The following is a 26,901-nucleotide window of genomic DNA, read 5'->3' on the forward strand; positions in this document are numbered from 1 at the left end:
AGGGCGTGACCACGCGCCGCAGAGAGTAGCCGGCCGGGTACGGAGCGTCCAAGGACCGTCGGGGGTGCCGCGGCCAGCGCGCGCCGGCCGCCATCCGAGCAAGCCCAGGTCACCGGCGGCGCCGGCGGTCAACGACGGCGCATCCAATTCCCTCGTACGGGTGTTTCCCGGCCGGCTGCTGATGGAAGGGGGGCGCGCCGAACCGGGCCGGGCGGCGGGACACCGCATCGGGGCGCCGCCCGCGGTTCACCCAACTGCCGCCATTCGTCGGGCAGTTGGGGCGCGGCCGGCGACGTCCGCGCGGACGCCCCGGCGACCGGGCGCCCCGGCCCGCAGCCGGTCCGGCACGTGAACGGCCCGGCGCGCAGCGGCCCGACACACAGCCGGCCCCGCACGCGGACGCCCCGGCGCGCGGACCGTCGGGCGGTCCGGGCGCCGGGGCGTGGCGTCAGCGGTGGGTGCGGCCGTGCGGGCTCAGATGCGGACGCCGAACTGGAACGGCATGTTGTCCATCGACTCGTAGCGCACGTTGGCACCGGGCTTGGGGGCGTGCAGCACCTGGTTGTTGCCCGCGTACAGACCGATGTGGTGCAGGTCGCCGTAGAAGAGCACCAGGTCGCCGGGCTTGAGGGCGCTGCGGCCGATCCGGGTGCCGTTGTTGGCCTGCGCCTCGGAGGTGCGGTCGAGCTTGACGTCCGCCTGGGCGTAGGCCCAGGAGGTGAGGCCGGAGCAGTCGAAGGAGCCCGGGCCGGTGGCGCCCCACACGTACGGGGAACCGATCTTGGTCTGTGCGGCGGCGAGCGCGGCGCCGGCGCGGCCCGAGGTGGGCACGTTGTTGCCGGCGTCGGCCCCGCCGTCCTGGTTGCCGCCCTGCTCGCCGCCCTGGCCGGAGTCCTTGCCGTCCTCCAGCTTCGACCGGTCGGCGTTGGAGCGGTTGGCGCGCTCCTCCTCGGCCTTGGCGAGCTCGGCCCGCTCCTTGGCGGTCAGCGTGTTGAGCAGCGTCTGCGCCTTGGACAGCTTGTCCTGGATGTCGCGCTTCTTGGTGCCGAGCGCCTTACGGGTGTCCGCCAGGTCCTTCAGCTTCAGCGCGGCTTCCTCGCGCTGCTGCTTGAGGGTGCGCTGCGTGTCGGCGATCTTCTTGAGCGAGCCCGCCTGCTTGCTGGTGACCTGGTTGAGGGTGGACGCCTTGTCCAGGTAGTCGTCCGGGTCGGAGGAGAGGATGAGCTGGAGGGAGGGGTCCACGCCGCCGGAGCGGTACTGGGCGGTGGCCATCGAACCCAGGCCGTTGCGGAGCTTGTTGAGCTCGCCCTGACCGCGGGCGACCTTGTCCTGGAGCGCGTCGACCTGCTTCTCCAGCGAGTCCTGCTTCTCCTTGGCCCCGTTGTACTTCTCGGTGGCCACCTCCGCCTCTTCGTACAGCTTGTCGACCTGAGCCTTCACGTCCTTCTTGGACGGCTGCGGGTCGGCCTGCGCGGCCTGTGAGGAGAGGGCGACGGCAGCGGCGGCGGTCGCGGTGAGGACGGTTACCCGAGTACGGCTCGGCTGCTTGGGTCGACGGTGGGACGCCACAGTGGGCGAGCTCCTTCTTCCTCCAGCCGCCTACCGGGTGTTGCGGGGCGTGACCCCGGCTCCGGACCTCGGACCCCCCGGGGCGGGAGTCGGCAGCACGGACTCGGCGGTACCTCCGCTGACACTCCGGATGAGTGATCAACCGCGCGAAGGTTCGGGGCCTGACCTTAGTGACCCCGCCGTGATCCGTTCAAACTCACAGGGGAATTTCTTGGCCGTCGAGCTCATCCTTTACCAACATCACACAATGCGTGACGCCGAACTGACGGATTGCTCACCATTGATCGGTGAATATCGACGCGTTGCCCATCCTCTGACCAGTGTTGACCGATTCACCCGAGGATGCCGGAAGATGATCGCCTATCAGGCCGGTTGCGGAGGACCGCTCGACGCGGGAACAACTCATGGCCAATCCGTACGAATCGACACCGCATTCCACCTCGGCACCACGGGCCGCGGGGCACACCACCGACCTGCCACCGACCCGTCATGGACCTGCCGCGGACCTTCAACAAAACCGCCACCGCCCATTCCGCTTCCGTGTGCCGGAAGCCCCCGCAGCGCCCCGTACGCCAGCTCCCAGCAGCGCCCGTACGCGAGCTCCCGCAGCGCCCGCGCGGGCGCCCGGTTCAGGTGCGGGCGAGGCGCTTGAGCAGCAGTACGGAAGCGACCGGGCGGGCGCCGGCCTTGGCGACGCCGTCGGCCACCTCGCGGTCGGTGGAGACGACGACCACGGGCCGGCCCGGCGGCTCGGCGCGCACCAGTTGGCGGATCAGCTCGTCCGCGGTGACCCCGGGTTTGCTGAACATCACCCGCACCCCGCGCGGCGGCGCGAGCAGCACCGGGGCGGCCAGTTCGGCGCCGTCGAAGACGCAGGTCATCTCCGCACCGGTCTGCGCCGCCAGGACCGCGAGCCCGCCCAGCAGCCGCAGCCGCTGCTTCTCCAGGGGCATCGTCGGATAGCCGGTCTTGGTGACGTTGTAGCCGTCCACCACCAGGTGCGCCTGGGGCAGCGCCAGCAGTTGGTCCAGCAGCGCGGGGTCGGTCTCGGACAGGGCACGGGTCGCGATGTCCTTGGGCGTCATCTTGCCCGGCTCGACGGCGTCCACCAGATCGGCGGGGCGCATCGATGCGGGCGGCAGCGCGAGCTCCCGGCGCAGCCCCTGCGCGGCGTCGAGCATCGTGTCCAGCAGCAGTCGCAGCCGCATGTCCTCCACGCTGCGCCCCTCGCGGACCGCGCGCCGGCTCGCTTCGAGCGCCGCCTCGGTCTCCGCCAGGCGCGCCTTCAGCCGGCGGGCCTCGCCGTCGGCCCTGGCCTGCTCGGCCGCGGTCGCCGCGCGCTGCACCTCCGCCTCCCGCGCGGACTTGCGCAACGCCGCCTCGCCGCGCCGCACGTCGCTCAGCGCGCTGCGCAGCTTCCGCTGGAGCGCCTCGGTCTCCTTGCGGGCCGCGTCGAGCTCCACCCGGGCGCGCTCGGCGTCGCTGCGGGAGGTGGCGCGCAGTTGGTCGAGTTCCGCGCGCAACTTGCGCACCTCGTCCTGGGCCTGGGCGCCCGCGCGTTCGGCGTTGGCGCGCTGCGCCTCCTCGCCCGCGGCCTCCACCAGCTTGACCCAGCCGGTGGGGCGCAGCACGTACGCGAGGGCGGCGACGTCCACCGGGTCGGCCGCGGCGGGCGGCGACCCCGCCTCGATGGCCTCGGTCAGTTCGGGCTGGGTCTCCCGGAGCCGGGCCCCGATCCGCTGCCGGAAGGCGGCCGACGTGGCGACCGCGGCGGCCATCGCATTGCCCGCGAACTTCGCCCGGCGGGTCGGCGTGAAGCGGGCGTACTGCCGCAGTTGGGGCGGCAGTTCGCCGACGGTCAGACCGCCGAAGGCGTCGGCGACCAGGGCCACCACCCGATGTCTGACCCCTTCGGGCAGTGGGCGGTCGAGTCCCTCCACGACCTCGCCGGGCTCGCCGTGCGGGCCGTCCGGGTCCCCGCCGGCCGCAGCGGCCCGGGCACCGTCAGGACCGTGCGGGCCGTCCGGGCCGCTCGTCCGCTCCACCACCTGTCACAGCTCCGTTCTCAGGCGCCCGCGCCCGGGCGGTCCACCAGCTCGATCTGGTCGACCGCGTTGCACCAGCGGCAGCGCACCGACTCAATGGTCTCACTGACCACCTTGCGCTCCTCGGTGCTGGGCTCGCCGGCCAGGTCCAGGTGGACGTATTCGACGGCCTTGGTCGAGCGGGTCACGTCGAACCGGGTGAGATTGCCGCACAGGGTGCAGCGCCAGCGGGTCTGTGCTGTCGGCTGGGGAACGGCCATCGTGTCGTCCTTCACGTCATCTCGCGTTCGTTCGCGGCCCGCACGGCCTCCCGTACCCGGCTGCCGCACTGCCCCCGGGAGCGCCCGGACCCCACCGCGGTGCGCCGTCGGACTGCGGGAGTGCTGTGCGTAACCCTACGGCCTGATGGTCGCCGGGGTGGGGCGGTGGCGGCACCCCGCACCCAGCGAGGCGATCTGCGACCTTGGGAGGGGTACGGGATGATCTGACCATGTTCAAGAAGGCGGCGGCCTTCGACGGCCCTCTCATGACATATGCCCTCATCACGGGGTGCTGTCTGCTCTTCCTCCTCAGCCCCGTGGCCGGGCTCGCTCCCCCGGACGGGGACCGCTCCGAACTGCTGCGCGCGCAGGCCGACTACTTCGCGCGCTGGGGCGTGGTGCCCGCGCGCCTGTGGGACGGGCCGCCGAGCGCCGCCCTCACCCCGCTGACCGCGCTGTTCGTGCACGGGAACTGGCTGCACCTGCTGGGCAACATGCTCTTCCTGCTGGTCTTCGGCGCGATGGCGGAGGCCAGGCTGGGGCGGCTGCGGTTCCTGCTGTGCTACCTGGTCGCCGGCTATCTGGCGCTGCTCGGCTTCGCCGTCGCGCACGCGGACTCCGCGCAGCCGCTGGTCGGGGCGTCCGGGGCGATCTCCGGGGTGCTCGGCGCTTTCCTGGTGCTCTTCCCGCGGGCCCGGGTGACCAGCCTGTTCCCGTTCCTCTTCTTCCTGCCGCTGCGCTTCCCCGCCTATCTGGTGCTGCCGTTCTGGTGCACGCTCCAGTGGCTGGCCGTCCGACAGGCGGGGCCCCGGCCCGGCGTCGCCTACCTGGCCCATCTGATCGGCTTCGGCCTCGGCTTCCTGTACGCGCTGGCCCGCTGGCGCAGCCGCCCTGGCCCGCAGGTCACCCGGGGGCGGCGGGCTAGAGTGAACGGGCCCGTTCAGGCCACCGAGGGAGACAGCCAGCCGTGATCACGTCAATCGTGCTCATCAAGACCAGCGTGGACCAGATCCCGGAGATCGCCGAGCAGATCGCCGCGCTGGAGGGGGTCAGCGAGGTCTACTCGGTCACCGGCGCCCACGACCTGATCGCCCTGGTGCGGGTGGCCCGCCACGACGACCTCGCGGACGTCATCCCCGGCCGGATCAGCAAGGTGCCGGGCGTGGCCTCGACGGAGACGCACATCGCCTTCCGCACGTACTCGCAGCACGACCTGGAGACGGCGTTCGCCATCGGCCTGGACGCCTGACCTCGCACGACGCGCCCCGCCGGGTGCGGTGGGTCAGGCCGGCCGCGCCACCCGTACCCGGCCGGGCCCCGTGCCCGCAGCGACCGGCGCCGCAGGCCCACGGGGCGACCGCCAGCGCCGGACGCGCGCCCGCCTCGGGTGGCGGCGCGGCCGACCGTACGGAACGGCGTGTCAGACGGCGCACATCGGCCGGCCCGCCACCCGTACGGGCCCACTCCCCGCCGTACCCGCGAGCACCGGTGCCCCGCCGACGTATGCCGGCGCCGCGACCGCACCGTACGACCGCGACCAGCGCAGATGAAGAAATCTTCAGGAACTCTTCATCCGCGCGCACGGGTCGGCCGCGCACCGTGGGGGCATGGCCCTCACCCACCGGCTGGCCGCCCTCGTGGCCGTCGTCGCGATCCCGCTCGGCATAGCCGTCACCAGCTATCTGCTGACCGACAGCCCGGACTCCCCCACCGCCCCCGCCCGGGTCGAACTCGAATCCGGCACCCCGGCACCCGGCACCACCCCCTCCGGTGGGCCGGGCACCGAACCCCACCGGCCCGCCTCGCCCAGCGACGAGACCGTGCCCCGACCAGCAGCGACCGACGGCAGGGGCGATGACGACACCGACGACCGGCCCGGCGGCGGGGACGACGGCGACGACGCGGGCGACGACGGACCCGGTGACGACGGCTGATCCGGCCGGCCGCGGCCGGGCCGGCCGCCGGGTGACCGCCCGGGTGCGCATCCTGCTGTGGCTGCTGCTGGTGATGACCGTCGCGCTGACCGCCGTCGCCACCACCACCCGCTCGATCCTGCTGCGCGACGTCGACCAGCGCACCGCGGCGCTCCTCGCGCAGGAGGCCGGCGAGTTCGCCCACTTCGTCGAGCGCGGCCGGGACCCGCGGACCGGCGCCCCGTTCACCGAGCCGCGCCGGCTGCTGAAGGTCTTCCTTGAGCGGCAGTACGCCGACCCGTACGAGGAGCTGATCGGCCTCGTGCACGACGCGCGACCGCCGTCGATGGTCCGGCAGAACCGGGCCGTCCCGGTCCGGCTGCCGCTCTACCGGGACGAGCGGGGGCTCGCCGCGATCGCCCGCGACCGGCGCACCACCGGGACGCTGGAGCGGCCCGAGGGCGAGGTGCGGTGGACGAAGGTGGCCATCGACCCGGGCGGCGACGCTCCGGACGGCGTGTTCGTGGTCGCCTTCCACGCCGACCGCGAGCGGGCCAGGGCCACCGACGTGTTCCGTACGCTGCTCGCCATCTCCGCCGTCGCACTGCTGATGACCTGCGGCATCGGCTGGGTGGTGGCCGGCCGCATCCTGGCGCCGGTGCGGCTGGTGCGCGCGACCGCCGCGCAACTGACCGAGCAGGACCTGACCCGGCGCATCCCGGTGCGGGGCCGCGACGACATCGCGGCGCTGGCCGAGACGTTCAACGCGATGCTGGATCGGCTGGAGCGGGCGTTCGGCGCCCAGCGCCAGTTCGTGGACGACGCCGGGCACGAGTTGCGGACGCCCATCACCATCGTCCGCGGCCATCTGGAGCTCATGAACACCGGCCCGGACGGGGCGGCCGAGCGTGAGGAGACGGTGCGGCTGGTCACCGACGAGCTCGACCGGATGAGCCGCATCGTCGAGGACCTGCTGCTGCTCGCCAAGGTCGAGCGGCCCGACTTCATCAGCCCGGCCCCGGTCCAGTTGGCCGAGCTGACCGCCGACGTCTTCGTGAAGGCCCGCACGCTCGGCCCGCGCCGCTGGGAGCTGGCCGAGGTCGCGGACGGCGAGGCAGTGCTCGACGCGCAGCGCATCACGCAGGCGATGGTGCAGCTCGCCCAGAACGCGGTGCAGCACACCGCCGTCGGCCAGCGCATCCGCATCGGCTCCCGGCGCACCGCGACCGGCGTGGAGCTGTACGTGGCGGACACCGGGCCCGGCGTGCGGCCCGAGGACCGCGAGTTGGTCTTCGAACGGTTCCGGCACGGCACCGCTCGGCGCGGGGCGCGCGGCCCGGGCGCCGCGACCGACAGCCACGGCGGCGGCGCCGGGCTCGGCCTGTCGATCGTGCGGGCCATCGCCGAGGGCCACCGCGGCCGGGTCGACCTGCGCTCCGGCGCGCCGTACCCGGGCGACGGCGCCGAGGTCCAGCCGCCCGACGGCGCGCTGACGCCTGGCGGCACCCGGGCGACCGGCGGCACCGTGCCGCTCGGCGGCACTCCGCCGCCCGGTGGCGCCCCGGGCGCCGCGTACCCCACCGAGCCGGGCGACGGGCCCGGCGCCACCTTCACCCTGGTTCTGGAGGACCCCGCACGATGAACCGCATCCTCATCGCCGAGGACGAGGAGCGCATCGCCGCCTTCGTCGACAAGGGCCTGCGCGCGGGCGGCTTCACGACGACCATCGCCGCCGACGGCGACACCGCGGCCGACTACGCCCGCACCGGCGACTTCGACCTGATCATCCTGGACATCGGGCTGCCGGGGCAGGACGGCTTCACGGTCCTGCGCGGGCTGCGGGAGGACCGGGTCACCACGCCGGTGATCGTGCTGACCGCCCGCGACTCCGTACGGGACACCGTGGCCGGCCTCGAAGGCGGCGCGGACGACTGGATGACCAAGCCGTTCCGGTTCGAGGAGCTGCTGGCCCGGGTACGGCTGCGGCTGCGCACGGCGGCCCGCGCCCCGGAGGTGACGGCCCTGCGCAGCGGCGACCTCACGCTCGACCTGCGCACCCGGCGGGCCAGGGCCGGCACCCGGACCGTGGAACTGACGGCCCGCGAGTTCGTCCTGCTCGAACTCTTCCTCCGCCACCCGGGCCAGGTGCTCTCCCGCGAACAGATCCTCTCCCACGTCTGGGGCTACGACTTCGACCCCGGTTCCAACATCGTGGACGTCTACGTCCGCGCCCTGCGCAAGAAGCTGGGCGCGGCCCGGGTGGAGACGGTACGGGGGATGGGGTACCGGCTGCCGTAACGGCGGGCGTCCGCGGGGTGGGGCCGGCCCGACCAGCTCGGCCACCCGGGCCCCGGCCCCCACCCCGGATGAAATTCCCCTCATCGTCCGCTCATCAGCGGCTCACCGAGGGTGCGAAGACTGCCGGGGTGACCCTCTCCCTCCGTCAGGCCGTCGGCTGGTGTGCCGCGTTGAGCGCCTGTGCCGTGCTGGCCGTGCCGGGCAACGTGCCGGGGCTCGGCGGCGACGCCCGCATCACGCTGGCCGTCTTCGCGCTGGCCACCTGCGCCTGGATCGCCACCCCGGTCGACGACACGTACATCGCGCTCGGCGCCGGGCTGGTCCTCACGGTGACCGGCGTGATCAGCAGCGAGACCCTGTTCGCCACCCTGGGCGACGCCACCGTCTGGCTGCTGATCTGCGCGTTCGTGCTGGCCGCCGCGGTGGCCAGGAGCGGGCTCGCGGCCCGGGCCGCGGCCTTCCTGGTGAGCGGCGCGCGCACCGTACGCCAACTCGTCCACCTCACCACGGCCGCCCTGGTGGCCACCGCGTTCGCCATTCCGGCCACCTCGGGCCGGGCCGCGCTCGCCCTGCCGGTGTTCCTGGCGCTGGCCAAGGCGTTGGCCGACCGGGCGCGGCTGGTGGTGGCGCTCGCGCTGCTGTTCCCCACGGTGATCCTGCTCTCCGCCGTGGCGACGTTGATCGGCGCGGGGGCGCACCTCATCACCGTCTCCGTGCTGTGGGAGACCACCGGCGAGGAGATCGGGTTCGCGCGCTGGCTGCTGTTCGGGCTGCCGCTGGCGATCGTCTCCTCGCACCTGGCCGCGGAGACGGTGCTGCTGACGACGGTTCGGCGCGCCGACCGTACGGGGCCGGTACGCATCACGGCCGAGCAACTCCAGGCACACACCGAGCAGCCGGTGACCGGCCCGCTGACACCCGCCGAGGCGCGCTGCGCGCTGCTGCTCGGCACCGTCGTCGTGCTGTGGTGCAGCGAACCGGTGCACCACGTGCCGCCCGCCGTCGTCGCGCTGATCGGCGCGATGGTGGCGGCGTCCCCGGCGCTCGGCACGGTACGGCTGAAGGACGCGCTGGGCACCGTGCCCTGGTCGTTGCTGCTGTTCATGGCGGCCACCATGGCCATGGGCGGTGCCCTCGCCACCTCGGGCGCGGCCCGCTGGCTGGTCTCGGGGCTGCCGGCGGACGGCGTGCCGCCCTGGCTGTTCCTGACCGTGGTGATCGTCCTGAGCACCGCGGCCCACCTGGTGCTCCAGTCCCGATCGGCGCGTTCCAGCGTGCTGGTGCCGCTGGTGGTGGCCGCCGCCGGCACGGCCGGGGTCGATCCCGTGGTGGCGGCCCTCGCCTCCACCGCAGCCGCCGGGTTCTGCCACACGCTGCCCGCGTCGGCCAAGCCGGTCGCGCTCTTCGCCGACGTGCCGGACACCCCCACCTACACCCCGCGTGACCTGCTGCGGCTCTCCCTGGTCCTGGCGCCGCTGACGGCCGCCCTGGTCCTCGTCTTCGCCCTCGCCGTCTGGCCCCTGCTCGACGCCTGACACCGCGCCACGCCCCGGGCCGGCCCCGCCCCGTACACCCGCAACCCCTACCCGCGCCCCGAACCGACCCCGCGCGACCGCGACACGCGCACCACGCCCCGTACGCCCGTACGCCCGTACGCCCGTACGACCCATATCCCGTACGGCACACGAACCCCAACCCCCAACCCACCGGAGCACCATGAACACCCACCCGCCGCGCCCCCTCCGCTTCGCCGTCGCCCCCAGCGGCTTCAAGGAGTCGCTCTCCGCGCGGGAGGCTGCCGAGGCCATCGCCGAGGGGCTGCGCCGCGTCGCGCCCGACGCCGAAACCGACCTGATCCCGCTGGTGGACGGGGGCGAGGGCACCGCCGAAGCGCTGGCCGCCGCCACCGGTGGCGCCCTGCACGCCGTGCGCGCGACCGGCCCCACCGGCGACCCGATCGCCAGCCACTTCGCCCTGCTCGGCACCGCGGCCCGGGGCGGCGCGCTGGCCGCGGCTGCCCCCGCCGGCCCCGCCGGCCCTCCAGGTCTCGCCGGCCCCGCCGGCGCGGAACGCACCGCCGTGGTCGAGATGGCCGCCGTGGCCGGGCTGTCGCTGGTGCCGCCGCACCGGCGCGACCCGGGCGCCACCACCACCCGCGGCGTGGGCGAACTCATCCGCGCCGCCCTGGACTGCGGCGCCCGGCGCGTCCTGGTGGGCTGCGGCGACTCGGGTACCTCCGACGGCGGCGCGGGCGCGCTCCAGGCGCTCGGCGCCCGGCTGCTCGACGCGGAAGGACGCGAACTGCCGCCCGGCGGCCGGGCCCTGACCCGACTCGCCCGCATCGACCCGAGCGGCCTGGACCCGCGCCTGGCCGACACCACGCTCCTGGTCGCCTGCAACCCGTTCAACGTGCTGTGCGGACCGCGGGGCGTGGCCCGCGTCTTCGGCCCGCAGAAGGGCGCGACCCCGGACCAGGTGGAGGAGTTGGCGGCGGCCCTGGACCACTGGGCGGCCGTCCTCGCGCGCGATGTGCTCACCCCGCGGGCCGCCGGGCCAGCCGCCCCGACCGATCTGCGGCACGGCCCCGGAACCGGCGCCTCCGGTGGTCTCGGGGCCGGACTCGCGGCGCTCGGTGGGCAGTTGCTGCCGCGGTTCGACGTCCTGCTCGACGGGCTCGGGCTGGACGCCCGGCTGGCCCGCGCCGATCTGGTGGTCACCGCCGAGGGCGCGCTCGACGGTCAGACCACCCGTGGCAAGGTGCCGGCCGAGGTCGCCCGCCGGGCCAAGGCGCACGGCCGGCCGGTCCTGGCGCTCGCCGGCACCATCGGCGCCGGCGCCCGGGAGGTCCGCGGCGCCGGGGTCGACGCGTACCGCGGCATCCTGCCCGCCCCGGTGGGGCTCGCCGAGGCGCTGGACCGGGCCCGCGAGTTCCTCACCGACGCGACGGAGGAAGCCCTGCGCATGATCCTCATCGGCACCCGCATCGACGCCGGCGCCGGCCGCCACACTGGCGGCCACCCAGGCACCCACAGCAGCCCCCACGCCAGCACCCACACCAGTGCGGCCCGCCCTCCCGCACCCAGCGTCGAACCCCCGGCCGTCCGGGCCGCCCGGGCCGTACGCGGCTGACCGCCGGCGGGACCGGGGCGGGAACACGGCCCAGCGGGGCCAGGGCGGGGCACGATCCGAAGGGGCCAGGGCCGGGCCGCGCCCCCCCCCAGCCCCCGCCACCCACCCGGCCACGACGACCGACCCACCACTCAGCCGGCCGAATCAACCGGCCCGCCCCGCCCCCGGGTCGGCCGAAACGACCGACCCACCACGCACCAGAGCGAGCCACCCCGCCCCGGCTCGGGCTCAGTGCGCCTGCGCAGCCACCCCGCGGTCCGGCACGCAACGGCCGTTCTCCGTGCGGTAGTTCCACTGCGCACCCTGCTGCACCAGCTCGCGCACGGCCCGTACGAACCGCTCCACGTGCTCGTCCGGGGTGCCGGCGCCGAAGCTGACCCGGATCGCGTTGAGCGAGCGCTCGCCCGGCGCGCCCTCGGGGGCGCCGCACTCGCCCGGCTCGTTCGGCTCGCTGTCGAGCAGGGTCCGCACCAGCGGGTGGGCGCAGAACAGGCCGTCCCGCACGCCGATCCCGTACTCGGCGGAGAGCGCGGCGGCGAAGTGCGAGCTGTTCCAGCCGTCCACGACGAAGGAGATGACGCCGACCCGCGGCGCGTCGTCGCCGAACAGCGACAGCACCCGCACCTGCGGGACCTCCGCGAGCCCGGCCCGTACGGTGGCGATCAGCCGCTGCTCACGGGCGACCAGCGCGTCGAAGCCCGCCTCGGTCAGCGCCCGGCAGGCCGAGGCGATGGCGTACACGCCGATCACGTTGGGCGAACCGGCCTCGTGCCGGGCCGCGCTGGTGTGCCACTCCACCGCCACCTCGCCGTCCGCGCCGCGCGCCACGGTGCGGCTCGCGCCGCCGCCGGCGAGGTACGGCTCGGCCTCGCGCAGCCAGTCCGTGCGCCCGGCGAGCACCCCGGAGCCGAACGGCGCGTACAGCTTGTGGCCGGAGAAGGCGATCCAGTCCACGTCCAACTCGGCCACGTTCACCGGGTGGTGCGGGGCGAGCTGGGCCGCGTCCAGCACGATCCGGGCGCCGTGCGCGTGCGCAGCGTCCGCCAACTCGCGCACCGGCCACAGCTCACCGGTCACGTTCGACGCACCGGTCACGCAGACCAGCGCCGGCCCGCCGTCCCGCTCGCGGTCGGCGAGCGCCCGCTCCAGGGTCCGTACGGCCGCGTCCGGCGTGCGCGGCGCGTCCAGGTAGGTCACCCGCACGCCCTCGCGCTGCTGCCAGGGCAGCAGCGCCGCGTGGTGCTCGGTCTCGAACACGAAGACCTGGGCGCCCGCGGGCAGTACGGCGGCGAGCAGGTTGAGCGAGTCGGTGGTGGAGCGGGTGAAGACGACCTCGTCGTCGGGGCGGCAGCCGAGGAAGCGGGCCACGTCCGCCCGGCTGGTCTCGAACAGGTCGGTGGAGAGCTGCGAGAGGTAGCCGGCGCCGCGGTGCACGCTGCCGTAGTACGGGGCGTACGCGGCCACGTCCTCCCAGACCCGGCGCAGGGCGGGGGCGCTGGCCGCGTAGTCGAGCGCGGCGTAGCCGACCTCGCCGCCGGTGACCAGCGGCACCCGCACGTCGGTGCCGAGCACGGGCAGCGGCGCGCCGTCGGTCGCCGTCGCGGTGCAGGCGCAGGCGTCCTGCGCCTGGCAGCAGGCGTCGGCGTCAGCGGCGGCGTCAACGGGGGCAGCGGCGGCGACGGTGGACGGGGCGGCGGCGAAGGGGCGCGTGGACATGGCGAGATCTCCCGGCAGGGCAGGGCTTCACACGGCGGAAGCGGCGTGGTTTGGGGGACACCGACGACCAGTGGGCGCGACGACGTGCCGGGCACGGCGGTCGATCGGTGGGAAACGGCCCGGGACACCTTCGTGCGCACGCACGGGTCACCAGGCCGGAAAGGTCCGGACATCCGGATGGAGGAAAAGCGGGGCCTTGACCGGCCCTAGCGCATTCGCTGATTCACTGAGCATCTCCCTCGACCACCAGGACCCCTGGCTTTCTCACTCGGATCGTCGGATCGAGTGCGAGGGGTCCGCGCTTGCCGTAAGCCTCGCTGCCTACGGCCTGGTCATCACCCGGGGCACCCCGCCACGGACGGAGGGTTGCCGGACAGCGGGCCGGGGCCTGTGTCGCTGTCACTCGTGACCTGGAGAGCATCATGCCACACCACACGACGAGCGCAACCACCCCCCGTGCCCCAAAGACCTCACACCATCGCCTCCGCACACCCGTCTGCGCCCCACTACGCCCTGCCTGCGGCAGCTCCGTACGGCGGCTCCGTACGAGGGCTCCGTACGGCGGCCCAGAAAGCCGCGAGGGCGCGCCCCCGTACGGGAACGCGCCCTCGTGCCACGGTCGGCGCACCGTCTGCCCGACGGCCGGCCACCGATCGGCCGGCTACTCCTGGGTGGCGGCCACCCAGCGCTCCAGCGTCCGCTGCGCCGCCCCCGAGTCGATGGATTCCGCCGCCCGGGCCAGCGCCGCACCGATCCGCTCGGTCAGCGGCGGCAGTTCGGCCGCCGGGGCGCCCGCCTCGAAGCGGGCCGCCGACTCCGCGGCGGCCCCGACGTCCGCACCGTCCACGCCGTCCAGGGCGACCAGCGCCGCCGCCGAGTTCAGCAGCACGGCGTCCCGCACCGGACCCCGCTCGCCGGCCAGCAGCCGCCGGGCCACGTCCGCGTTGTACGAGGCGTCGGCGCCGCGCAGGGCCTCCACCGGGACCAGTTCGATGCCGACGTCCCTGGGGTCGAAGCGCTGCTCCCGCACGGCGCCGTCCCGTACCTCCCAGACCCGTGAGGTGGCGGTGGTGGTCAGCTCGTCCAGGCCGTCGTCGCCGCGGAAGACCAGGGCGCTGGTGCCGCGGCCGGCCAGCACACCGGCCAGGATCGGCGCCATCCGCGGGTCGGCCACGCCGGTGGCCTGGGCGGTGACCTTGGCCGGGTTGGTCAGCGGGCCGAGGAAGTTGAACGTGGTGGGGATGCCCAACTCGCCGCGGGCGGTCGCCACGTGCCGCAGCGAGGGGTGGAACTTGACGGCGAAACAGAACGTGATGCCCGCCTGCTCCGCGACCTCGGCCACCCGTGCCGGCGTCAGGTCCAGGCTCACGCCCAGCTTCTCCAGCACGTCGGACGCGCCGCTGGCCGAGGAGGCGGCCCGGTTGCCGTGCTTGACGACCCGGGCCCCGGTGCCGGCGACGACGATCGAGGACATGGTGGAGATGTTGACCGTCTTGGCCCCGTCTCCGCCGGTGCCGACGATGTCCACGGTGGGCCCCGGCACCTCGATGAGCTTGGCGTGCGCGTACATCGCGCGGACCATGCCGGCGACCTCGTCGACCGTCTCGCCCTTGGCCCGCAGCGCGACCGCGAACCCGGCGATCTGCGCGTCGCTCGCCTCGCCCCGCATGATCCGGTCCATGGCCCAGGCGGAGGCGTCGGCCGCCAGGTCCTGTCCGGCGAGCAGGGTGCGCAGGACGCCCGGCCAGGTGTGGGCCGTCCCGCTGTCGCCGCCTGTCGGGGTCGCAACGTTCATGGTCCACGCTCCTGGTGGGTGGGTCGGCTTTGCGAGCCACCCTATCCAGGGCCCGGAACGGCGAAGAACCCCGTCCAACCATCGGACGGGGTTCTTCGCTGTGGCGATCAGCAGGTGATCAGAAAGGGATCAGTGGTGACCGTGGCCGCTCGTGATCTCCTTGTACTCCTCGGCGGTCGGCTTGGCGATCTGGCTGTCCTCGCCGTACAGGCCCTTGGAGAGCTTGACCCGCAGCTTCTCGGACCGGCTGGGCTTGCGCGCCACGCCGTTCTCGTCCACCTCGGGTTCGAGCTCCAGCGGCTTGTACTGGTCGTGCGCCGTGAGCGTGTGCAGTTGGTCCTGCGACAGCGGCTCGTGCACCTCGATGAACTCGCCGTGCGGCAGCCGCTTGATGATGCCCGACTCGCGGCCGTGCAGCACCTTCTCCTTGTCGCGCCGCTGGAGACCCAGGCAGATCCGCTTGGTGACGATGAACGTCACCACCGGCAGCACGAAGAACGCGATCCGCGAGAACCAGGTGATGGCGTTGATCGACAGGTGGAAGTGGGTGGCCCACAGGTCGTTTCCACCCGCGACGAGCATCGTCAGGTACGTGGTGATCCAGGCGACGCCGAAGCCGGTACGGGTCGGCGTGTTGCGCGGCCGGTCCAGCAGGTGGTGGTTGCGCTTGTCACCGGTGGCCCAGGACTCGACGAACGGGTACACCGCGATGGCCAGCAGCACCAGCGGGAAGATCACCAGCGGGATGAAGACGCCCAGGACCAGGGTGTGGCCCCAGAGGTTGATCTCCCAGCCAGGCATCACTCGGATCAGACCCTCGGCGAAGCCGAGGTACCAGTCGGGCTGGGCACCGGTGGAGACCTGGTCCGGTCGGTAGGGGCCGATGGCCCACACCGGGTTGATGGTGGCGACCGCGGCGATGGCCGCGATGACACCGAAGACCAGGAAGAAGAAGCCTCCGGCCTTGCCCATGTACACCGGCAGGAACGGCGTGCCCACCACGTTGGTGTTGGTCTTGCCGGGGCCGGCCCAGTGCGTGTGCTTGTGCAGGAACACCATGATCAGGTGCGCCACGACCAGGCCCAGCATGATGCCGGGCAGCAACAGGATGTGGATCGAGTAGAACCGGCCGACGAAGTCGTGTCCGGGGAACTCGCCGCCGAACAGGAACATCGACAGGTACGTGCCGACCAGCGGCACCGACAGGATCGCGCCCTGGGTGAACCGGACACCGGTGCCGGAGAGCAGGTCGTCGGGGAGCGAGTAGCCGGTGAGGCCGGTGAAGAGGCCGAGCACCAGCAGCAGGAAGCCGAAGACCCAGTTCATCTCACGCGGCTTGCGGTACGCGCCGGTGAAGAAGACCCGCATCATGTGCACGAACATGCTGCCGACGAAGATCAGCGCGGCCCAGTGGTGGATCTGCCGGATCAGCAGACCACCGCGGACCTCGAAGCTGATCTTGAGCGTCGACTCGTACGCCTCCGACATCCGGATCCCCTGCATGGGGACGTAGGGGCCGTCGTAGACGACCTCGCCCATGCTGGGGTTGAAGAACATCGTCAGGTAGACACCCGTGAGGATGATGATGATGAAGCTGTAGAGGCAGACCTCACCCAACATGAAGGACCAGTGGTCCGGGAAGATCTTCCGCATGTTGGCCTTGGCCAGGCCGTAGATGCCCAGTCGGCTGTCGGCCCAGTCGGCGACGCGCTCGCCTGCTGGAGCCTGCTTGCGCCGAGTGTCAGTTGCAGTACTCATCCGCGCTCCCAGTAGGCAGGACCGACGGGCTCCGCGAAGTCGCCCAGCGCCTCAAGGTAGCCCTTGTCATTGACCGTGATCCGAAGCTGCGGCAGTGCGTGGCCGGCCGGGCCGAAGATCACGCGACCGCCGTCGGTCAGGTCGAAGGTCGACTGGTGGCACGGGCACAGCACGTGGTGCGTCTGCTGCTCGTAGAGGCTGATCGGGCAGCCCACGTGGGTGCAGATCTTCGAGAACGCGACGATGCCCTCGTGCGACCAGTCAAGTTCGCGCTTGTTCTTGATGTCCTCCGGCTGGAGCCGGACGATCATGAGCGCTGCCTTGGCGATCTGGTTGTTGAAGTCGTGGTCCTCTTCGCTCATGCCCTCGGGCATGGCGAACACCAGCGATCCAACGGCGATGTCCTCGGGGCGCAGCGGCTCATGGGTGTTCTCGTTGATGAGCATCTTGCCCTTGGCCCACTTGGTGTGCCGGAGCTTGGTGCCCGGCAGCGGGCCGAGGTCGCGCAGCAGCACCAGACCGGTGAGCGGCACCATGGCCAGCGCGCCGATCAGGGTGTTGCGGACCAGCTTGCGGCGGCCGAGGTCGGACTCGCGGGCACCGTCCCGGAAGCCGGCGAGCACCTCCTCGCGCACCTCGGGGCTGGCCTCGATGTCGTGCCGTTCCTCGGGCACCTCGACATCGGTCATCAGCGTGCGGGCCCAGTGGATGGCACCGGCGCCGATGCAGAACAGCGCCAGTCCCAGGGTCAGGCCCAGCGACAGGTTGAGCGCGCTGACGTGCCCGATCGGGAAGACGTAAACGATCTTGTCTACCGGGAACGAGACGTACGAGGCGATGAAGCCGATGGTGGACAGCATCGAGATCGTGAACAGGCCGGCGACCACGCGCTCGGAGCGCTTGGCGGCCCGCTCGTCGATGTCCTGCACACGGTGCTCGTGCGGGGGCAGCCCCGGGTTGGCGAACGGGTCGTCCCGCGTCGCCAGCGCACCGCCCTCGGTGTCTTCCTGCTGCTGTGGCAGGTTCTCTTCTGAGTTGTCTTGGCTGCTCATGACTTCTTGGCCTTCGTGGTCCGGGCTGCGACCCAAATGGTGATGGCGACCAGAGCGCCCAGGCCGAACACCCAAGCGAACAAGCCCTCAGCCACCGGGCCGAGTCCACCCAGTTGGAAACCACCAGGGCTCTCGGTGTCGTCGCTGTTGACCTTGTCGAGGTAGGCGATGATGTCCCTCTTTTCCTTCTCGGGCATGACCGAGTCGGGGAAAGACGGCATGTTCTGCGGGCCGGTCTGCATGGCCTCGTAGATGTGCTTCGGGCTCACACCGTCAAGAGGGGGCGCGTACTTGCCGTTGCTCAGTGCCCCGCCCTTGCCCGAGAAATTGTGGCACTGGGCGCAGTTCGAACGGAAGAGCTGCCCACCATTGGCGGAGTCCTCCGTACCGTCGAGGCTGTACTGGCTCTTGGACGGCGTTTCCGGGCCGGCGCCGAGCGAGGCGACGTACGCCGCGAGCTGCTCGGTCTCGGCCGCGGTGTACACCTTCGGCTTCTTCGGCACCTGGGCACCGTTTTGCTGGGCCGGCATGCGGCCGGTGCTCACCTGGAAGTCCACGGCGGCGGCGCCGACGCCTACCAGGCTCGGACCGTCAGATGTGCCTTGGCCGCCAGTGCCGTGGCAGCTTGCGCAGCCCACGGCGTAGAGCTTCTTGCCCTCGTCGATGGCGAGGGAGGTCTGGGCCTCGTCGGCCTTGGCCTTGTCCGCCGGCGCGAACGCGGCGTAAAGCCCCCCTGTGGCCGCCAGCGCGAAGAGTAGGACGACGAGCGCCGCCAGCGGATGGCGCCGTCGTGCGGAGAGCTTTTTCACGGATTACCCCGGTGTCAGGATCTTCTGCGTCGATGCTTCTGGCTGCGTCTCTTGGTGAAACGCGGGTCCGGTGCGGGACCGGTTACTTGATCATGTAGATCGTGGCGAAGAGGCCGATCCAGACGACGTCGACGAAGTGCCAGTAGTACGACACGACGATGGCTGCCGTCGCCTGCTCGTGCGTGAACCTCTTAGCCGCGTACGTCCTGCCCAGGACCAGCAAGAACGCGATGAGTCCGCCCGTCACGTGCAGCCCGTGGAAGCCGGTGGTCAGGTAGAAGACCGAGCCGTAGGGGTCCGACGAGAGCGACAGGCCCTCGTGCTTGACCAGCTCGGTGTACTCGAAGACCTGACCGCCGATGAAGATCGCACCCATCACGAAGGTGATCACGAACCACATGCGCAGCTTCTTCACGTCGCCGCGCTCGGCGGCGAAGACGCCGAGCTGGCAGGTGAGGGAGGAGAGCACCAGGATCGTGGTGTTCGTGGCAGAGAACGGGAAGTTCAGCGCATCGGCCATTTCCTTCCAGTGCTCGGCCCCGGTCACCGATCGGAGGGTGAAGTACATCGCGAAGAGGGCCGCGAAGAACATCAGCTCGGAACTCAGCCAGATGATGGTTCCGACGCTGGTGAGGTTCGGCCGGTTGACCGACGGGTGCGCGTGCCCGGTATCTGTTGCTGTTGCTGTCGCCACGACCGACATTATGTCGGTCGCTTATCCCGCCCTCACCTCGGGGGGTCCCGTTCGGAGTGTCAAGGCTGTTCAAGCGGCTCGTACGGCCTATTGCGGCGGTCCCCCGAAGGAGCGAAACGGTAGCGCTCGCTCCGCTACGCGTTCCGCCCGCCAAGCCTTCTGACGGTGCGTCGGGCCGGTCACGGGTCCGTACGCCCTCTCCTCGCGGCGGCCCCGGGCGCAGTAGCATCCGCCCCACGGACCCACTCCGTAACGCGCCGTCCACCTGCCTGGAGGTAAGAATGCGGCCCACTGCCACGGTGCTGGTCTACAGCGATGACGCGGGCACCCGCGAGCAGGTCCGGCTGGCCGCCGGTCGGCGGCCGGCGGCGGACGTCCCCGAGGTCGAGTACCTGGAGTGCGCCACGCTGCCCGCGGTGCTGGAGGCCCTGGAGGCCGGCGGCGTCGACGTGTGCGTCCTGGACGGCGAGACGGCGCCCGCCGGCGGCATGGGCGTCTGCCGGCAGATCAAGGACGAGATCTACGCGTGCCCGCCGGTGCTGCTGCTCATGGGCCGCCCGCAGGACGCCTGGCTGGCCACCTGGAGCCGCGCCGAGGCGGCCGTGACGCTGCCGGTCGACCCGGTGGCGCTGGCCGACGCGCTGGCCGGCCTGCTGCGCCAGGGGAAGCCGGCCGTCCGGGCCTGAGCAGATCGCGTACGGGCCCGCGCGGCCCGCACACAGCAGGACCGAGGGGCTCACCGCTGGGCAGCGGTGAGCCCCTCGGCGCGTGCCCTCCTCCCCTCGCTGGCGTGGCTGGTGGGACCGGGCCCGGACCGCGACCTGCGGGCCGGCGCGCGGCCGTTACGCCGGGCGGGTCCCGGTTGGGCCGATCGGGCGGCCGGGCGCGCGGGTCAGACGGCCGGGCGCAACCGGGCCGCGTCGGCCGCGCCGCCGCCCTCGCCCGCGCCCAGGGCGCTGCCCTTCCGCCAGGCGTCCCAGGACAGGTTCCAGTCGCCGAAGCCGTTGTCGAACGGCGTCATGGTGGACCCGTCGCTGCCGACCACGGCGACGAGGTCGCCCGGGCGGACCAGGTCGAAGAACCACTGCGCGTTGGCGGAGCTCATGCCCGTACAGCCGTGGCTGACGTTGGCCGCCCCGTGCGAGCCTGACGACCAGGGCGCGGCGTGCACGTACTCGCCGCTCCAGGTGACCCGGGTGGCCCAGTGCACCGGCAGGTCGTAGGAGTCGGCGCTGCCTTCTGCGATGCCGATGCTGGTGCCGCGCATGCGGACGAAGGACTCCTTGGCGAGCACCACCTTGATGCCGTTGCGGGTGGCGAAGCCGGGTTTGCCGGTGGTGACCGGGATGGTGCGGATCGTCTTGCCGTCGCGCTTGACGACCATCTGGTGGGCCGAGGCGTCGGTGACGGCCTCGATCCGGGCCCCGGTGCGCAGCGTCAAGGGCCGTGCGGGGCCCCCGTAGAGCCCGTCGGCGACCTTGATGCCCTCCAGGTTGCTGCGGGCGGTGACGGTGGCCCTGGCGGGCCAGTAGGCGCGCGGGCGGTAGTGCAGGGAGCGGTCGTTGACCCAGTGCCAGGCGCCTTCGACGACGGGCTGGGAGTGGACGCGGAGGGCGCGCTCCACGGTGGCCCGCGCGGCGCGGTCCTTGACCGGGGCGCTCAACTCGGCGGTGATGGGCTGGCCGACTCCGTAGGTGCCGCTGTCGGGGCCGAAGCGCACCCGGAGCAGTCGGTCGGCGGGGGTGGTGTTGAACCCGATGGTCTTGCGGCCCGGCCGGCCGTCGGCGTTCTCGGTACTCACCCGGAGGGTGTAGTGGGCGCCGGCGGCCAGCGGCGCCGTGGAGCGCCACCGCTTGCCGTCGGGGGTGAGCTCCCCGCGCAGATACCGGCCGGTGGCGTCGGTGGCTGTCACGTCGGTGATGCGGCTGTCGCCACCCTTGGCGGTGACTTCCAGCGGCTCGTCGGGGTCGGCCGCGCGGCCCTTCGGACCGCCGCTGAAGGCGATCTGTTCCGCCGCGTCGTAGGGCTTGTCGGCCAGCGGATCGGTGCCTGAACCGCCGCAGGCCACGGCGCCTATCGCCAGCGGCGTCACCAGGAGGGCGCAGCGGATGGGTATTCGATTGCGAGAGGTGTGGTTCATGACCACACGCTAAGAACGCGGGCCGGATTCGGCGCGCGCAGCGGCGCAAACGAGGGGCGTGCCCGGCGCGGTACGGACCGGGGTGCGCGAGAGGCCCGGACTCCCCCGATGGGGTGTCCGGGCCTCGTGCGGCGGGGTGCTCCCTACTGGGTGCGGTTCTCGCCGCGGTAGTACTCGAAGACCCAGCCGAAGATGCTGATCAGGATGATCGGGGCCGAGAAGTACATCAGCCACCAGCCGAAGATGACGCCGAGGAAGGCGAACGCGCCACCCACCGCGAGGAACAGCGGCTGCCAGCTGTGCGGGCTGAAGAAGCCCAGCTCACCGGCGTCGTCAGCGACGTCGGCGTCCTTGTTGTCCTGCGCCCCGGTGTCCACCCGGCGCGCGGTGAACGCCAGGTAGTAGCCGATCATGATGCTCAGACCGAACGACAGGGACAGGGCGGTCGTACCGACCGGCTCCTTCGACCACACGCCATAGACGATCGCCATGGCGAGGATGAAGACGGCGAGCCAGATGAACATCCGGCCTTGGATCTTCACTTGCCGGCCTCCTTGCCACCCGCGAGGGCCTTCTCTTCGGTGTGCCCGACGTTCTCCAACTGGTCGAGCGCCGCGATCTCAGGGTGGTGCAGGTCGAACGCGGGGGATTCGGAGCGGATGCGCGGCAGTGTGAGGAAGTTGTGCCGCGGCGGCGGGCAGGACGTCGCCCACTCCAGCGAACGGCCGTACCCCCACGGGTCGTCGACCTCGACCTTCTTGCCGTACTTGGCGGTCTTCCACACGTTGTAGAAGAACGGCAGCATCGACAGGCCGAGCAGGAACGAGCTGATCGTGGAGATGGTGTTCAGCGTGGTGAAACCGTCTGCGTGGAGGTAGTCCGCGTACCGGCGGGGCATACCCTCGGCGCCCAGCCAGTGCTGCACCAGGAACGTGCCGTGGAAGCCGATGAACAGCGTCCAGAAGGTGATCTTGCCGAGCCGCTCGTCGAGCATCTTGCCGGTGAACTTCGGCCACCAGAAGTGGAATCCGGAGAACATCGCGAACACCACGGTGCCGAAGATGACGTAGTGGAAGTGCGCGACGACGAAGTACGAGTCGGAGACGTGGAAGTCCATCGGCGGCGAGGCCAGGATGACGCCGGTCAGACCACCGAAGGTGAAGGTGATCAGGAAGCCGACGGCCCACAGCATGGGCGTCTCGAAACTCAGGCTTCCCTTCCACATGGTGCCGATCCAGTTGAAGAACTTCACACCGGTTGGCACTGCGATGAGGAAGGTCATGAAGGAGAAGAACGGTAGGAGCACGCCGCCTGTGACGTACATGTGGTGCGCCCAGACCGTCACCGAAAGACCGGCAATGGCGATCGTCGCGGCCACCAGACCGATGTAACCGAACATCGGCTTGCGGCTGAAGACCGGAATGACCTCGGAAATGATGCCGAAGAACGGCAAGGCGATGATGTACACCTCTGGATGGCCGAAGAACCAGAAGAGGTGTTGCCAGAGCAATGCGCCGCCATTGGCCGCGTCGAAGATATGCGCACCGAATTTACGGTCCGCTTCCAGCGCGAAGAGGGCGGCGGCGAGCACCGGGAAGGCGAGCAGCACCAGCACACCGGTGAGCAGCACGTTCCAGGTGAAGATCGGCATCCGGAACATCGTCATGCCGGGTGCGCGCATGCAGATGATCGTGGTGATGAAGTTGACCGAGCCGAGGATGGTGCCGAAGCCGGAGAAGGCCAGGCCCATGATCCACATGTCGGCGCCGACGCCCGGCGAGCGGACCGCGTCCGACAGCGGGGAGTAGGCGAACCAGCCGAAGTCGGCCGCGCCGTTGGGGGTGAGGAACCCGGCGACCGCGATGAGCGAGCCGAACAGGTAGAGCCAGTAGGCGAACATGTTCAGCCGCGGGAACGCCACGTCGGGCGCGCCGATTTGCAGCGGCATGATCCAGTTGGCGAATCCGGCGAACAGCGGCGTCGCGAACATCAGCAGCATGATCGTGCCGTGCATCGTGAACGCCTGGTTGAACTGCTCGTTCGACATGATCTGCGTACCCGGACGGGCCAGCTCGGCGCGCATGAGGAGCGCCATCAGACCGCCGATGATGAAGAACACGAACGAGGTGACCAGGTACATCGTGCCGATCGTCTTGTGATCGGTGGTGGTCAGCCACTTCACCACGGCACTGCCGGGGGCTTTCCGGTACTCGGGTGGTGCTGCCTTGGCCGTGTCGGCGGCGGCACCCTGAGGTTCGTTGAGGATGCTCACTGGTTCTTGGTCTCCGCGTTCTTGGCGGCGTCCGTCTGCTTGATGGTTGCCGGGAGGTATCCGGTCTGACCCTTCTTCGCCAGGTCCTTCAGGTGCTTCCGGTACTCCTCCGGGGAGACCACCTTGACGTTGAAGAGCATCCGGGAGTGGTCCTTGCCGCAGAGCTCGGCGCACTTACCCATGAAGACGCCCTCCTTGTTAGGAGTCACCTCGAATCGGTTCGTGTGGCCCGGGATGACGTCCTGCTTCATCAGGAACGGAATGACCCAGAACGAGTGGATGACATCGCGCGAGGTGAGCACGAACTGGACGGTCTCGCCCTTCGGCAGCCACAGCGTCGGGCCCGGCCAGCCCTTGTCCGGGTTACGGTCGCCCGGGATGCCCTGGTCGTACACGCCCTCGGCGCCCTTGGGCACGGCCTTCAGCATCCGGTCGGGGATGCCGGCGACCTCCTTGGGGGTCTTCGACGGTGTGGACAGGTCACCGTCCACGTTCTCCATGTAGTTGAAGCCCCAGCTCCACTGGTAGCCCACGACGTTGATGACGTGGTCGGGCTTCTTGGAGGTCTTGAGCAGCTCGCTCTCATCGCGCGCGGTGAAGTAGAACAACACCGAGACGATGACCAGGGGCACGACGGTGTACAGCGCCTCGATGGGCATGTTGTACCGCGTCTGCGGAGGTACCTCGACCTTGGTCCTGCTGCGCCGGTGGAAGATGACGCTCCACAGGATCAGGCCCCAGACCAGCACGCCTGTGGCGAGTGCTGCCGCCCAGGAGCCCTGCCACAGGGAGAGAATCCGCGGCGCCTCCTCCGTGACGGGGGTGGGCATTCCGAGGCGGGGGAAGTCCTTGGATGTGCAACCGGTAGCGGTCGCGAGGACCAGGCCCGCGGCCAGCGCCTGCGGCAGCTTCCGCCGCATCGGGCGCCGCGACGAGCGGTCGGAGCCGTTGGGACTCACGTAGCGCCTTCCCGAGAGTCTCGCCCGTGCGGCCGGCTGCGGCCGTCTCGCTGGTCGGTCGCCGGCCCGCTGCGGGCAGGGGTTTGGATGTTTATGCGGACCAAACCCTACTGGACGCTATTTGAGGTCGCGCGGGGAGGGTGCCCAACGCGCCGGTCTGGGGCCCGAAGGGGTGGAACGGCCGGCTCCGGGCGGCATCTGACGGTGCGCTGGAAGCCCCCGCGCCGGGCCCGCGCCCGGCCCGGGATCGAGCCCGCGCCCACCCCTGCGGCCGGGCCGCCACGGAGGGCGGGCGCGCAGGTCGGGCGCGGGTCCGGCCCGGTTCCGGCACGGGTTCGGCGGGGCCTGGCAGGGGGTCGGTGGGCGTACGGCACGGGTACGGCGCGGTCCGCGGCCGGCGTCGGGGCAGATGCGGGGGCTGGACTCGGGGCCGACCGGCCGGCGGCGGGCCCGCGGCGGCTGCGGGTGTCGGGCGGGGTGATGGTGGGCGTGTCGCGGGGTGGCGGGTGTGGGTGGTGGGCGTGTCGCGGGGCGGCGGGCGTGCGTCGGCGGGCGTGTCGCACCTGTCCCGCCCGTCGTGTCCTGTCGTGGGCGTGGTGACCTGTCGTGGGCGTCCGCAGGTCGGGGGCAGCGGCTGGGGCGGGTCCGGGCGACACGCCCGGGATGGGTGGGGCAGGTCGGGGTGGGCGGTGGAGGCTGCTCGTCCCCGGTGCGTCCGGCGCGCGTGAGCGGCGCTACGGCGTCCGGGCGGCCGGTCGTTTAGCGTCTTGGCGTGCCTTACTTCGACGCGGCCTCTGCCGCTCCCCCGCACCCCGTGGCCCGACAGGCCCTGCTCGCCGCCCTGGAAGAGGGGTGGAGCGACCCGGCCAGGCTGCACCGCGAGGGGCGGCGGGCGCGGCTGTTGCTGGACGCGGCGCGGCAGACCGCCGCGGAGGCGGTCGGCTGCCGGCCCGACGAGTTGGTCTTCACGCCGTCGGGGACGCGCGCGGTGCACCAGGGCATCGCGGGCGCGCTGGCCGGCCGCCGGCGCGTCGGGCGGGGCCTGGTCGTCTCCGCCGTCGAACACTCCTCCGTACTGCACGCGGCCACCGCGCACACCACCACCGGCGGCACGGTGACCGAGGTGGCCGTGGACCGTACGGGGCGGGTCGACCCCGACGCGTACGCCAGGGCGCTGCGCGGCGCGGCCGAGCCGGTCGCGCTCGCCTGCCTCCAGTCGGCCAACCACGAGGTGGGCACGGAACAGCCGGTCGGTGAGGTTGCCGAGGTCTGCCGGGCGGCCGGGGTGCCGCTGTTGGTGGACGCGGCCCAGTCGCTGGCGTGGGGCCCGGTGGCCGACGGCTGGTCGTTGCTGACGGCGAGCGCGCACAAGTGGGGCGGGCCGGCGGGGGTCGGGCTGCTCGTGGTCCGCAAGGGGGTGCGGTTCGCGCCGCAGGGCCCGGTGGACGAGCGGGAGTCGGGCCGCTCCACCGGGTTCGAGAACATCCCGGCCGTGGTGGCTGCTGCGGCCTCGTTGCGCGCGGTACGGGCGGAGGCCGCGTCCGAGGCGCTGCGGCTGCGGGGTCTGGTGAACCGGATTCGGGCCCGGGTGCCCGAACTGGTGCCGGACGTGGAAGTGGTCGGCGACCCGCTGCGCCGACTGCCGCACCTGGTCACCTTCTCCTGCCTGTACGTGGACGGCGAGAGCCTGTTGCACGCGCTGGACCGGGCGGAGTTCGCCGTCTCGTCCGGTTCCTCGTGCACGTCCAGCACGCTGACCCCCAGTCACGTGCTGCGTGCGATGGGCGTGCTCTCGGAGGGCAACATCCGCGTCTCCCTGCCGGTGGGCACGGCCGAGTCGGACGTGGAGCGGTTCCTGGAACTGCTGCCGGGCGTCGTCGCCTCGGTACGGGAGAAGCTGGGCGCGCCCGCGGCACGGGAGGCGACGTCGCTACGGGAGGCGACGTCGGCACGGGAAGCGTCCTCGCCTCGGACGGCGGAGGAGCGGGCGGGGAACCGGGAGACGGGGAACCGGGAGACGGAGCCACCCGCGGCCGGTCCCGCAGAGGCCGATCCCGCAGCGGCCGATCCCGCAGCGGCCGGTCCTGCGGAATCAGGCCACTCGGCACGGCGCGAGGGGCCCGCCGCCGACCCCGCCGGGCCGGCACACCCCGCACGGCGCGAGGCGCCCGCGCTGGTCGTCGACGCGCTCGGCAAGCGCTGCCCGCTGCCGGTCATCGAGTTGGCCAAGGTGATCGACGACGTACCGGTCGGCGCGGTGGTGGCGGTACTGGCCGACGACGAGGCGGCGCGCCTGGACGTTCCGGCGTGGTGCGACATGCGGGGGCACGAGTTCGTCGGCGAGCGGACGGCCCAGCAGGGCGCGGCGTACTGGGTCCGCCGACGGTAATCGATGGCCGGCGGCGGGGCGGGATGTGCGTACGCCCGGGGCCGGCCACCCGGCGCTCCCCCACTCCCCTGCGTGGGGGGGGGGGGGGGGGGGGGGGGGGGGG

The 26,901-nt window shown here is 72.1% G+C and carries 22 protein-coding genes and 1 riboswitch; of the genes, 9 read left to right on the top strand and 13 right to left on the bottom strand.

What is annotated here, in order from left to right:
* Positions 1–474 precede the first annotated feature (474 nt).
* From ACMA1D_RS22305 to ACMA1D_RS22315, 3 genes are all read right to left on the bottom strand, one after another.
* Positions 475–1,569 (bottom strand): NlpC/P60 family protein, encoded by a 1,095-nt coding sequence (locus ACMA1D_RS22305; protein WP_414725783.1) that lies wholly within the window; start codon positions 1,567–1,569, stop codon positions 475–477.
* Between the two features lie 629 nt (positions 1,570–2,198).
* Positions 2,199–3,509 (bottom strand): NYN domain-containing protein, encoded by a 1,311-nt coding sequence (locus ACMA1D_RS22310; protein ID WP_414725821.1) that lies wholly within the window; start codon positions 3,507–3,509, stop codon positions 2,199–2,201.
* Between the two features lie 125 nt (positions 3,510–3,634).
* A complete protein-coding gene (locus ACMA1D_RS22315; protein WP_414725784.1) occupies positions 3,635–3,874 on the bottom strand; it encodes a hypothetical protein in 240 nt (79 codons plus the stop codon).
* A 230-nt stretch (positions 3,875–4,104) separates the two neighbouring features.
* Here ACMA1D_RS22315 and ACMA1D_RS22320 point away from each other — a divergent pair, with 230 nt between their 5' ends.
* The 7 genes from ACMA1D_RS22320 to ACMA1D_RS22350 all read left to right on the top strand — a co-directional run bounded on the left by ACMA1D_RS22320 (position 4,105) and on the right by ACMA1D_RS22350 (position 11,214).
* Positions 4,105–4,845 carry a rhomboid family intramembrane serine protease gene (locus ACMA1D_RS22320; RefSeq protein ID WP_414725785.1) on the top strand — a complete coding sequence of 247 codons (741 nt, stop codon included), beginning with the start codon at positions 4,105–4,107 and terminating at the stop codon, positions 4,843–4,845.
* Positions 4,842–5,123 (top strand): Lrp/AsnC ligand binding domain-containing protein, encoded by a 282-nt coding sequence (locus ACMA1D_RS22325; RefSeq protein ID WP_349995876.1) that lies wholly within the window; start codon positions 4,842–4,844, stop codon positions 5,121–5,123. Before ACMA1D_RS22320 ends, ACMA1D_RS22325 begins: the two co-directional genes overlap by 4 nt.
* A 358-nt stretch (positions 5,124–5,481) precedes the next feature.
* Positions 5,482–5,808 (top strand): small secreted hydrophilic protein, encoded by a 327-nt coding sequence (locus ACMA1D_RS22330; protein WP_414725786.1) that lies wholly within the window; start codon positions 5,482–5,484, stop codon positions 5,806–5,808.
* Complete coding sequence (locus ACMA1D_RS22335; RefSeq protein ID WP_414725787.1) at positions 5,795–7,429, top strand: sensor histidine kinase; 1,635 nt, start codon at positions 5,795–5,797, stop codon at positions 7,427–7,429. Before ACMA1D_RS22330 ends, ACMA1D_RS22335 begins: the two co-directional genes overlap by 14 nt.
* The gene (locus ACMA1D_RS22340) at positions 7,426–8,085 is read left to right on the top strand and encodes a response regulator transcription factor (RefSeq protein ID WP_414725788.1); all 660 of its coding nucleotides are present in this window, start codon (positions 7,426–7,428) and stop codon (positions 8,083–8,085) included. The genes ACMA1D_RS22335 and ACMA1D_RS22340 overlap by 4 nt, the downstream gene beginning before the upstream one ends.
* A gap of 128 nt (positions 8,086–8,213) precedes the next feature.
* Positions 8,214–9,620 (top strand): SLC13 family permease, encoded by a 1,407-nt coding sequence (locus ACMA1D_RS22345; protein ID WP_414725789.1) that lies wholly within the window; start codon positions 8,214–8,216, stop codon positions 9,618–9,620.
* A 181-nt stretch (positions 9,621–9,801) separates the two neighbouring features.
* Complete coding sequence (locus ACMA1D_RS22350) at positions 9,802–11,214, top strand: glycerate kinase (protein ID WP_414725790.1); 1,413 nt, start codon at positions 9,802–9,804, stop codon at positions 11,212–11,214.
* Between the two features lie 228 nt (positions 11,215–11,442).
* On the opposite strand, the gene ACMA1D_RS22355 is transcribed toward ACMA1D_RS22350, so the two are convergent.
* From ACMA1D_RS22355 to ACMA1D_RS22380, 6 genes are all read right to left on the bottom strand, one after another.
* The gene (locus ACMA1D_RS22355) at positions 11,443–12,930 is read right to left on the bottom strand and encodes an aminotransferase class V-fold PLP-dependent enzyme (protein WP_414725791.1); all 1,488 of its coding nucleotides are present in this window, start codon (positions 12,928–12,930) and stop codon (positions 11,443–11,445) included.
* A 293-nt stretch (positions 12,931–13,223) separates the two neighbouring features.
* Positions 13,224–13,341, bottom strand: a riboswitch (SAM riboswitch).
* Between the two features lie 250 nt (positions 13,342–13,591).
* Complete coding sequence (gene trpD / locus ACMA1D_RS22360) at positions 13,592–14,725, bottom strand: anthranilate phosphoribosyltransferase (RefSeq protein ID WP_414725792.1); 1,134 nt, start codon at positions 14,723–14,725, stop codon at positions 13,592–13,594.
* A gap of 129 nt (positions 14,726–14,854) precedes the next feature.
* The gene (locus ACMA1D_RS22365) at positions 14,855–16,483 is read right to left on the bottom strand and encodes a cytochrome b (protein WP_414725793.1); all 1,629 of its coding nucleotides are present in this window, start codon (positions 16,481–16,483) and stop codon (positions 14,855–14,857) included.
* On the bottom strand, positions 16,480–17,535 hold the full coding sequence (locus tag ACMA1D_RS22370; RefSeq protein WP_414725794.1) for a Rieske 2Fe-2S domain-containing protein: 1,056 nt from the start codon (positions 17,533–17,535) through the stop codon (positions 16,480–16,482). Before ACMA1D_RS22370 ends, ACMA1D_RS22365 begins: the two co-directional genes overlap by 4 nt.
* On the bottom strand, positions 17,532–18,344 hold the full coding sequence (locus ACMA1D_RS22375; RefSeq protein WP_414725795.1) for a c-type cytochrome: 813 nt from the start codon (positions 18,342–18,344) through the stop codon (positions 17,532–17,534). The genes ACMA1D_RS22370 and ACMA1D_RS22375 overlap by 4 nt, the downstream gene beginning before the upstream one ends.
* Positions 18,345–18,426: 82 nt before the next feature.
* Positions 18,427–19,047 (bottom strand): heme-copper oxidase subunit III, encoded by a 621-nt coding sequence (locus ACMA1D_RS22380; protein WP_349991933.1) that lies wholly within the window; start codon positions 19,045–19,047, stop codon positions 18,427–18,429.
* Positions 19,048–19,319: 272 nt separating this feature from the next.
* Here ACMA1D_RS22380 and ACMA1D_RS22385 point away from each other — a divergent pair, with 272 nt between their 5' ends.
* Positions 19,320–19,724 carry a hypothetical protein gene (locus ACMA1D_RS22385; RefSeq protein ID WP_414725796.1) on the top strand — a complete coding sequence of 135 codons (405 nt, stop codon included), beginning with the start codon at positions 19,320–19,322 and terminating at the stop codon, positions 19,722–19,724.
* Positions 19,725–19,930: 206 nt separating this feature from the next.
* Here the strand turns inward: ACMA1D_RS22385 and ACMA1D_RS22390 are convergent, their stop codons facing one another.
* The 4 genes from ACMA1D_RS22390 to coxB form a co-directional block, all read right to left on the bottom strand.
* Positions 19,931–21,178: an Ig-like domain-containing protein gene (locus ACMA1D_RS22390; protein ID WP_414725797.1), complete on the bottom strand. Its 1,248-nt coding sequence runs from the start codon at positions 21,176–21,178 to the stop codon at positions 19,931–19,933.
* Between the two features lie 143 nt (positions 21,179–21,321).
* Positions 21,322–21,720 carry a cytochrome c oxidase subunit 4 gene (locus ACMA1D_RS22395; RefSeq protein WP_349991929.1) on the bottom strand — a complete coding sequence of 133 codons (399 nt, stop codon included), beginning with the start codon at positions 21,718–21,720 and terminating at the stop codon, positions 21,322–21,324.
* A complete protein-coding gene (ctaD, locus tag ACMA1D_RS22400; protein ID WP_349991928.1) occupies positions 21,717–23,450 on the bottom strand; it encodes a cytochrome c oxidase subunit I in 1,734 nt (577 codons plus the stop codon). Before ctaD ends, ACMA1D_RS22395 begins: the two co-directional genes overlap by 4 nt.
* Positions 23,447–24,409: a cytochrome c oxidase subunit II gene (gene coxB / locus ACMA1D_RS22405; protein WP_349991927.1), complete on the bottom strand. Its 963-nt coding sequence runs from the start codon at positions 24,407–24,409 to the stop codon at positions 23,447–23,449. The genes ctaD and coxB overlap by 4 nt, the downstream gene beginning before the upstream one ends.
* Before the next feature lie 772 nt (positions 24,410–25,181).
* Here coxB and ACMA1D_RS22410 point away from each other — a divergent pair.
* Positions 25,182–26,798, top strand: a complete 1,617-nt coding sequence (locus ACMA1D_RS22410; protein ID WP_414725798.1) for a cysteine desulfurase/sulfurtransferase TusA family protein — start codon at positions 25,182–25,184, stop codon at positions 26,796–26,798.
* The last annotated feature ends 103 nt before the right edge of the window (positions 26,799–26,901 follow it).

This window comes from Streptomyces sp. 796.1 (genome assembly GCF_047525675.1).
Lineage (GTDB): Bacteria > Actinomycetota > Actinomycetes > Streptomycetales > Streptomycetaceae > Streptomyces.

Excerpts from the sequence above, each read along its gene's own strand:
- ACMA1D_RS22315 (WP_414725784.1), bottom strand. The coding sequence starts at position 3,874 with ATGGCCGTTCCCCAGCCGACAGCACAGACCCGCTGGCGCTGCACCCTG.
- ACMA1D_RS22320 (WP_414725785.1), top strand. The coding sequence starts at position 4,105 with ATGTTCAAGAAGGCGGCGGCCTTCGACGGCCCTCTCATGACATATGCC.
- ACMA1D_RS22330 (WP_414725786.1), top strand. The coding sequence starts at position 5,482 with ATGGCCCTCACCCACCGGCTGGCCGCCCTCGTGGCCGTCGTCGCGATC.
- ACMA1D_RS22340 (WP_414725788.1), top strand. The coding sequence starts at position 7,426 with ATGAACCGCATCCTCATCGCCGAGGACGAGGAGCGCATCGCCGCCTTC.
- ACMA1D_RS22350 (WP_414725790.1), top strand. The coding sequence starts at position 9,802 with ATGAACACCCACCCGCCGCGCCCCCTCCGCTTCGCCGTCGCCCCCAGC.
- ACMA1D_RS22355 (WP_414725791.1), bottom strand. The coding sequence starts at position 12,930 with ATGTCCACGCGCCCCTTCGCCGCCGCCCCGTCCACCGTCGCCGCCGCT.
- trpD (WP_414725792.1), bottom strand. The coding sequence starts at position 14,725 with ATGAACGTTGCGACCCCGACAGGCGGCGACAGCGGGACGGCCCACACC.
- ACMA1D_RS22365 (WP_414725793.1), bottom strand. The coding sequence starts at position 16,483 with ATGAGTACTGCAACTGACACTCGGCGCAAGCAGGCTCCAGCAGGCGAG.
- ACMA1D_RS22370 (WP_414725794.1), bottom strand. The coding sequence starts at position 17,535 with ATGAGCAGCCAAGACAACTCAGAAGAGAACCTGCCACAGCAGCAGGAA.
- ACMA1D_RS22380 (WP_349991933.1), bottom strand. The coding sequence starts at position 19,047 with ATGTCGGTCGTGGCGACAGCAACAGCAACAGATACCGGGCACGCGCAC.
- ACMA1D_RS22385 (WP_414725796.1), top strand. The coding sequence starts at position 19,320 with ATGCGGCCCACTGCCACGGTGCTGGTCTACAGCGATGACGCGGGCACC.
- ACMA1D_RS22390 (WP_414725797.1), bottom strand. The coding sequence starts at position 21,178 with ATGAACCACACCTCTCGCAATCGAATACCCATCCGCTGCGCCCTCCTG.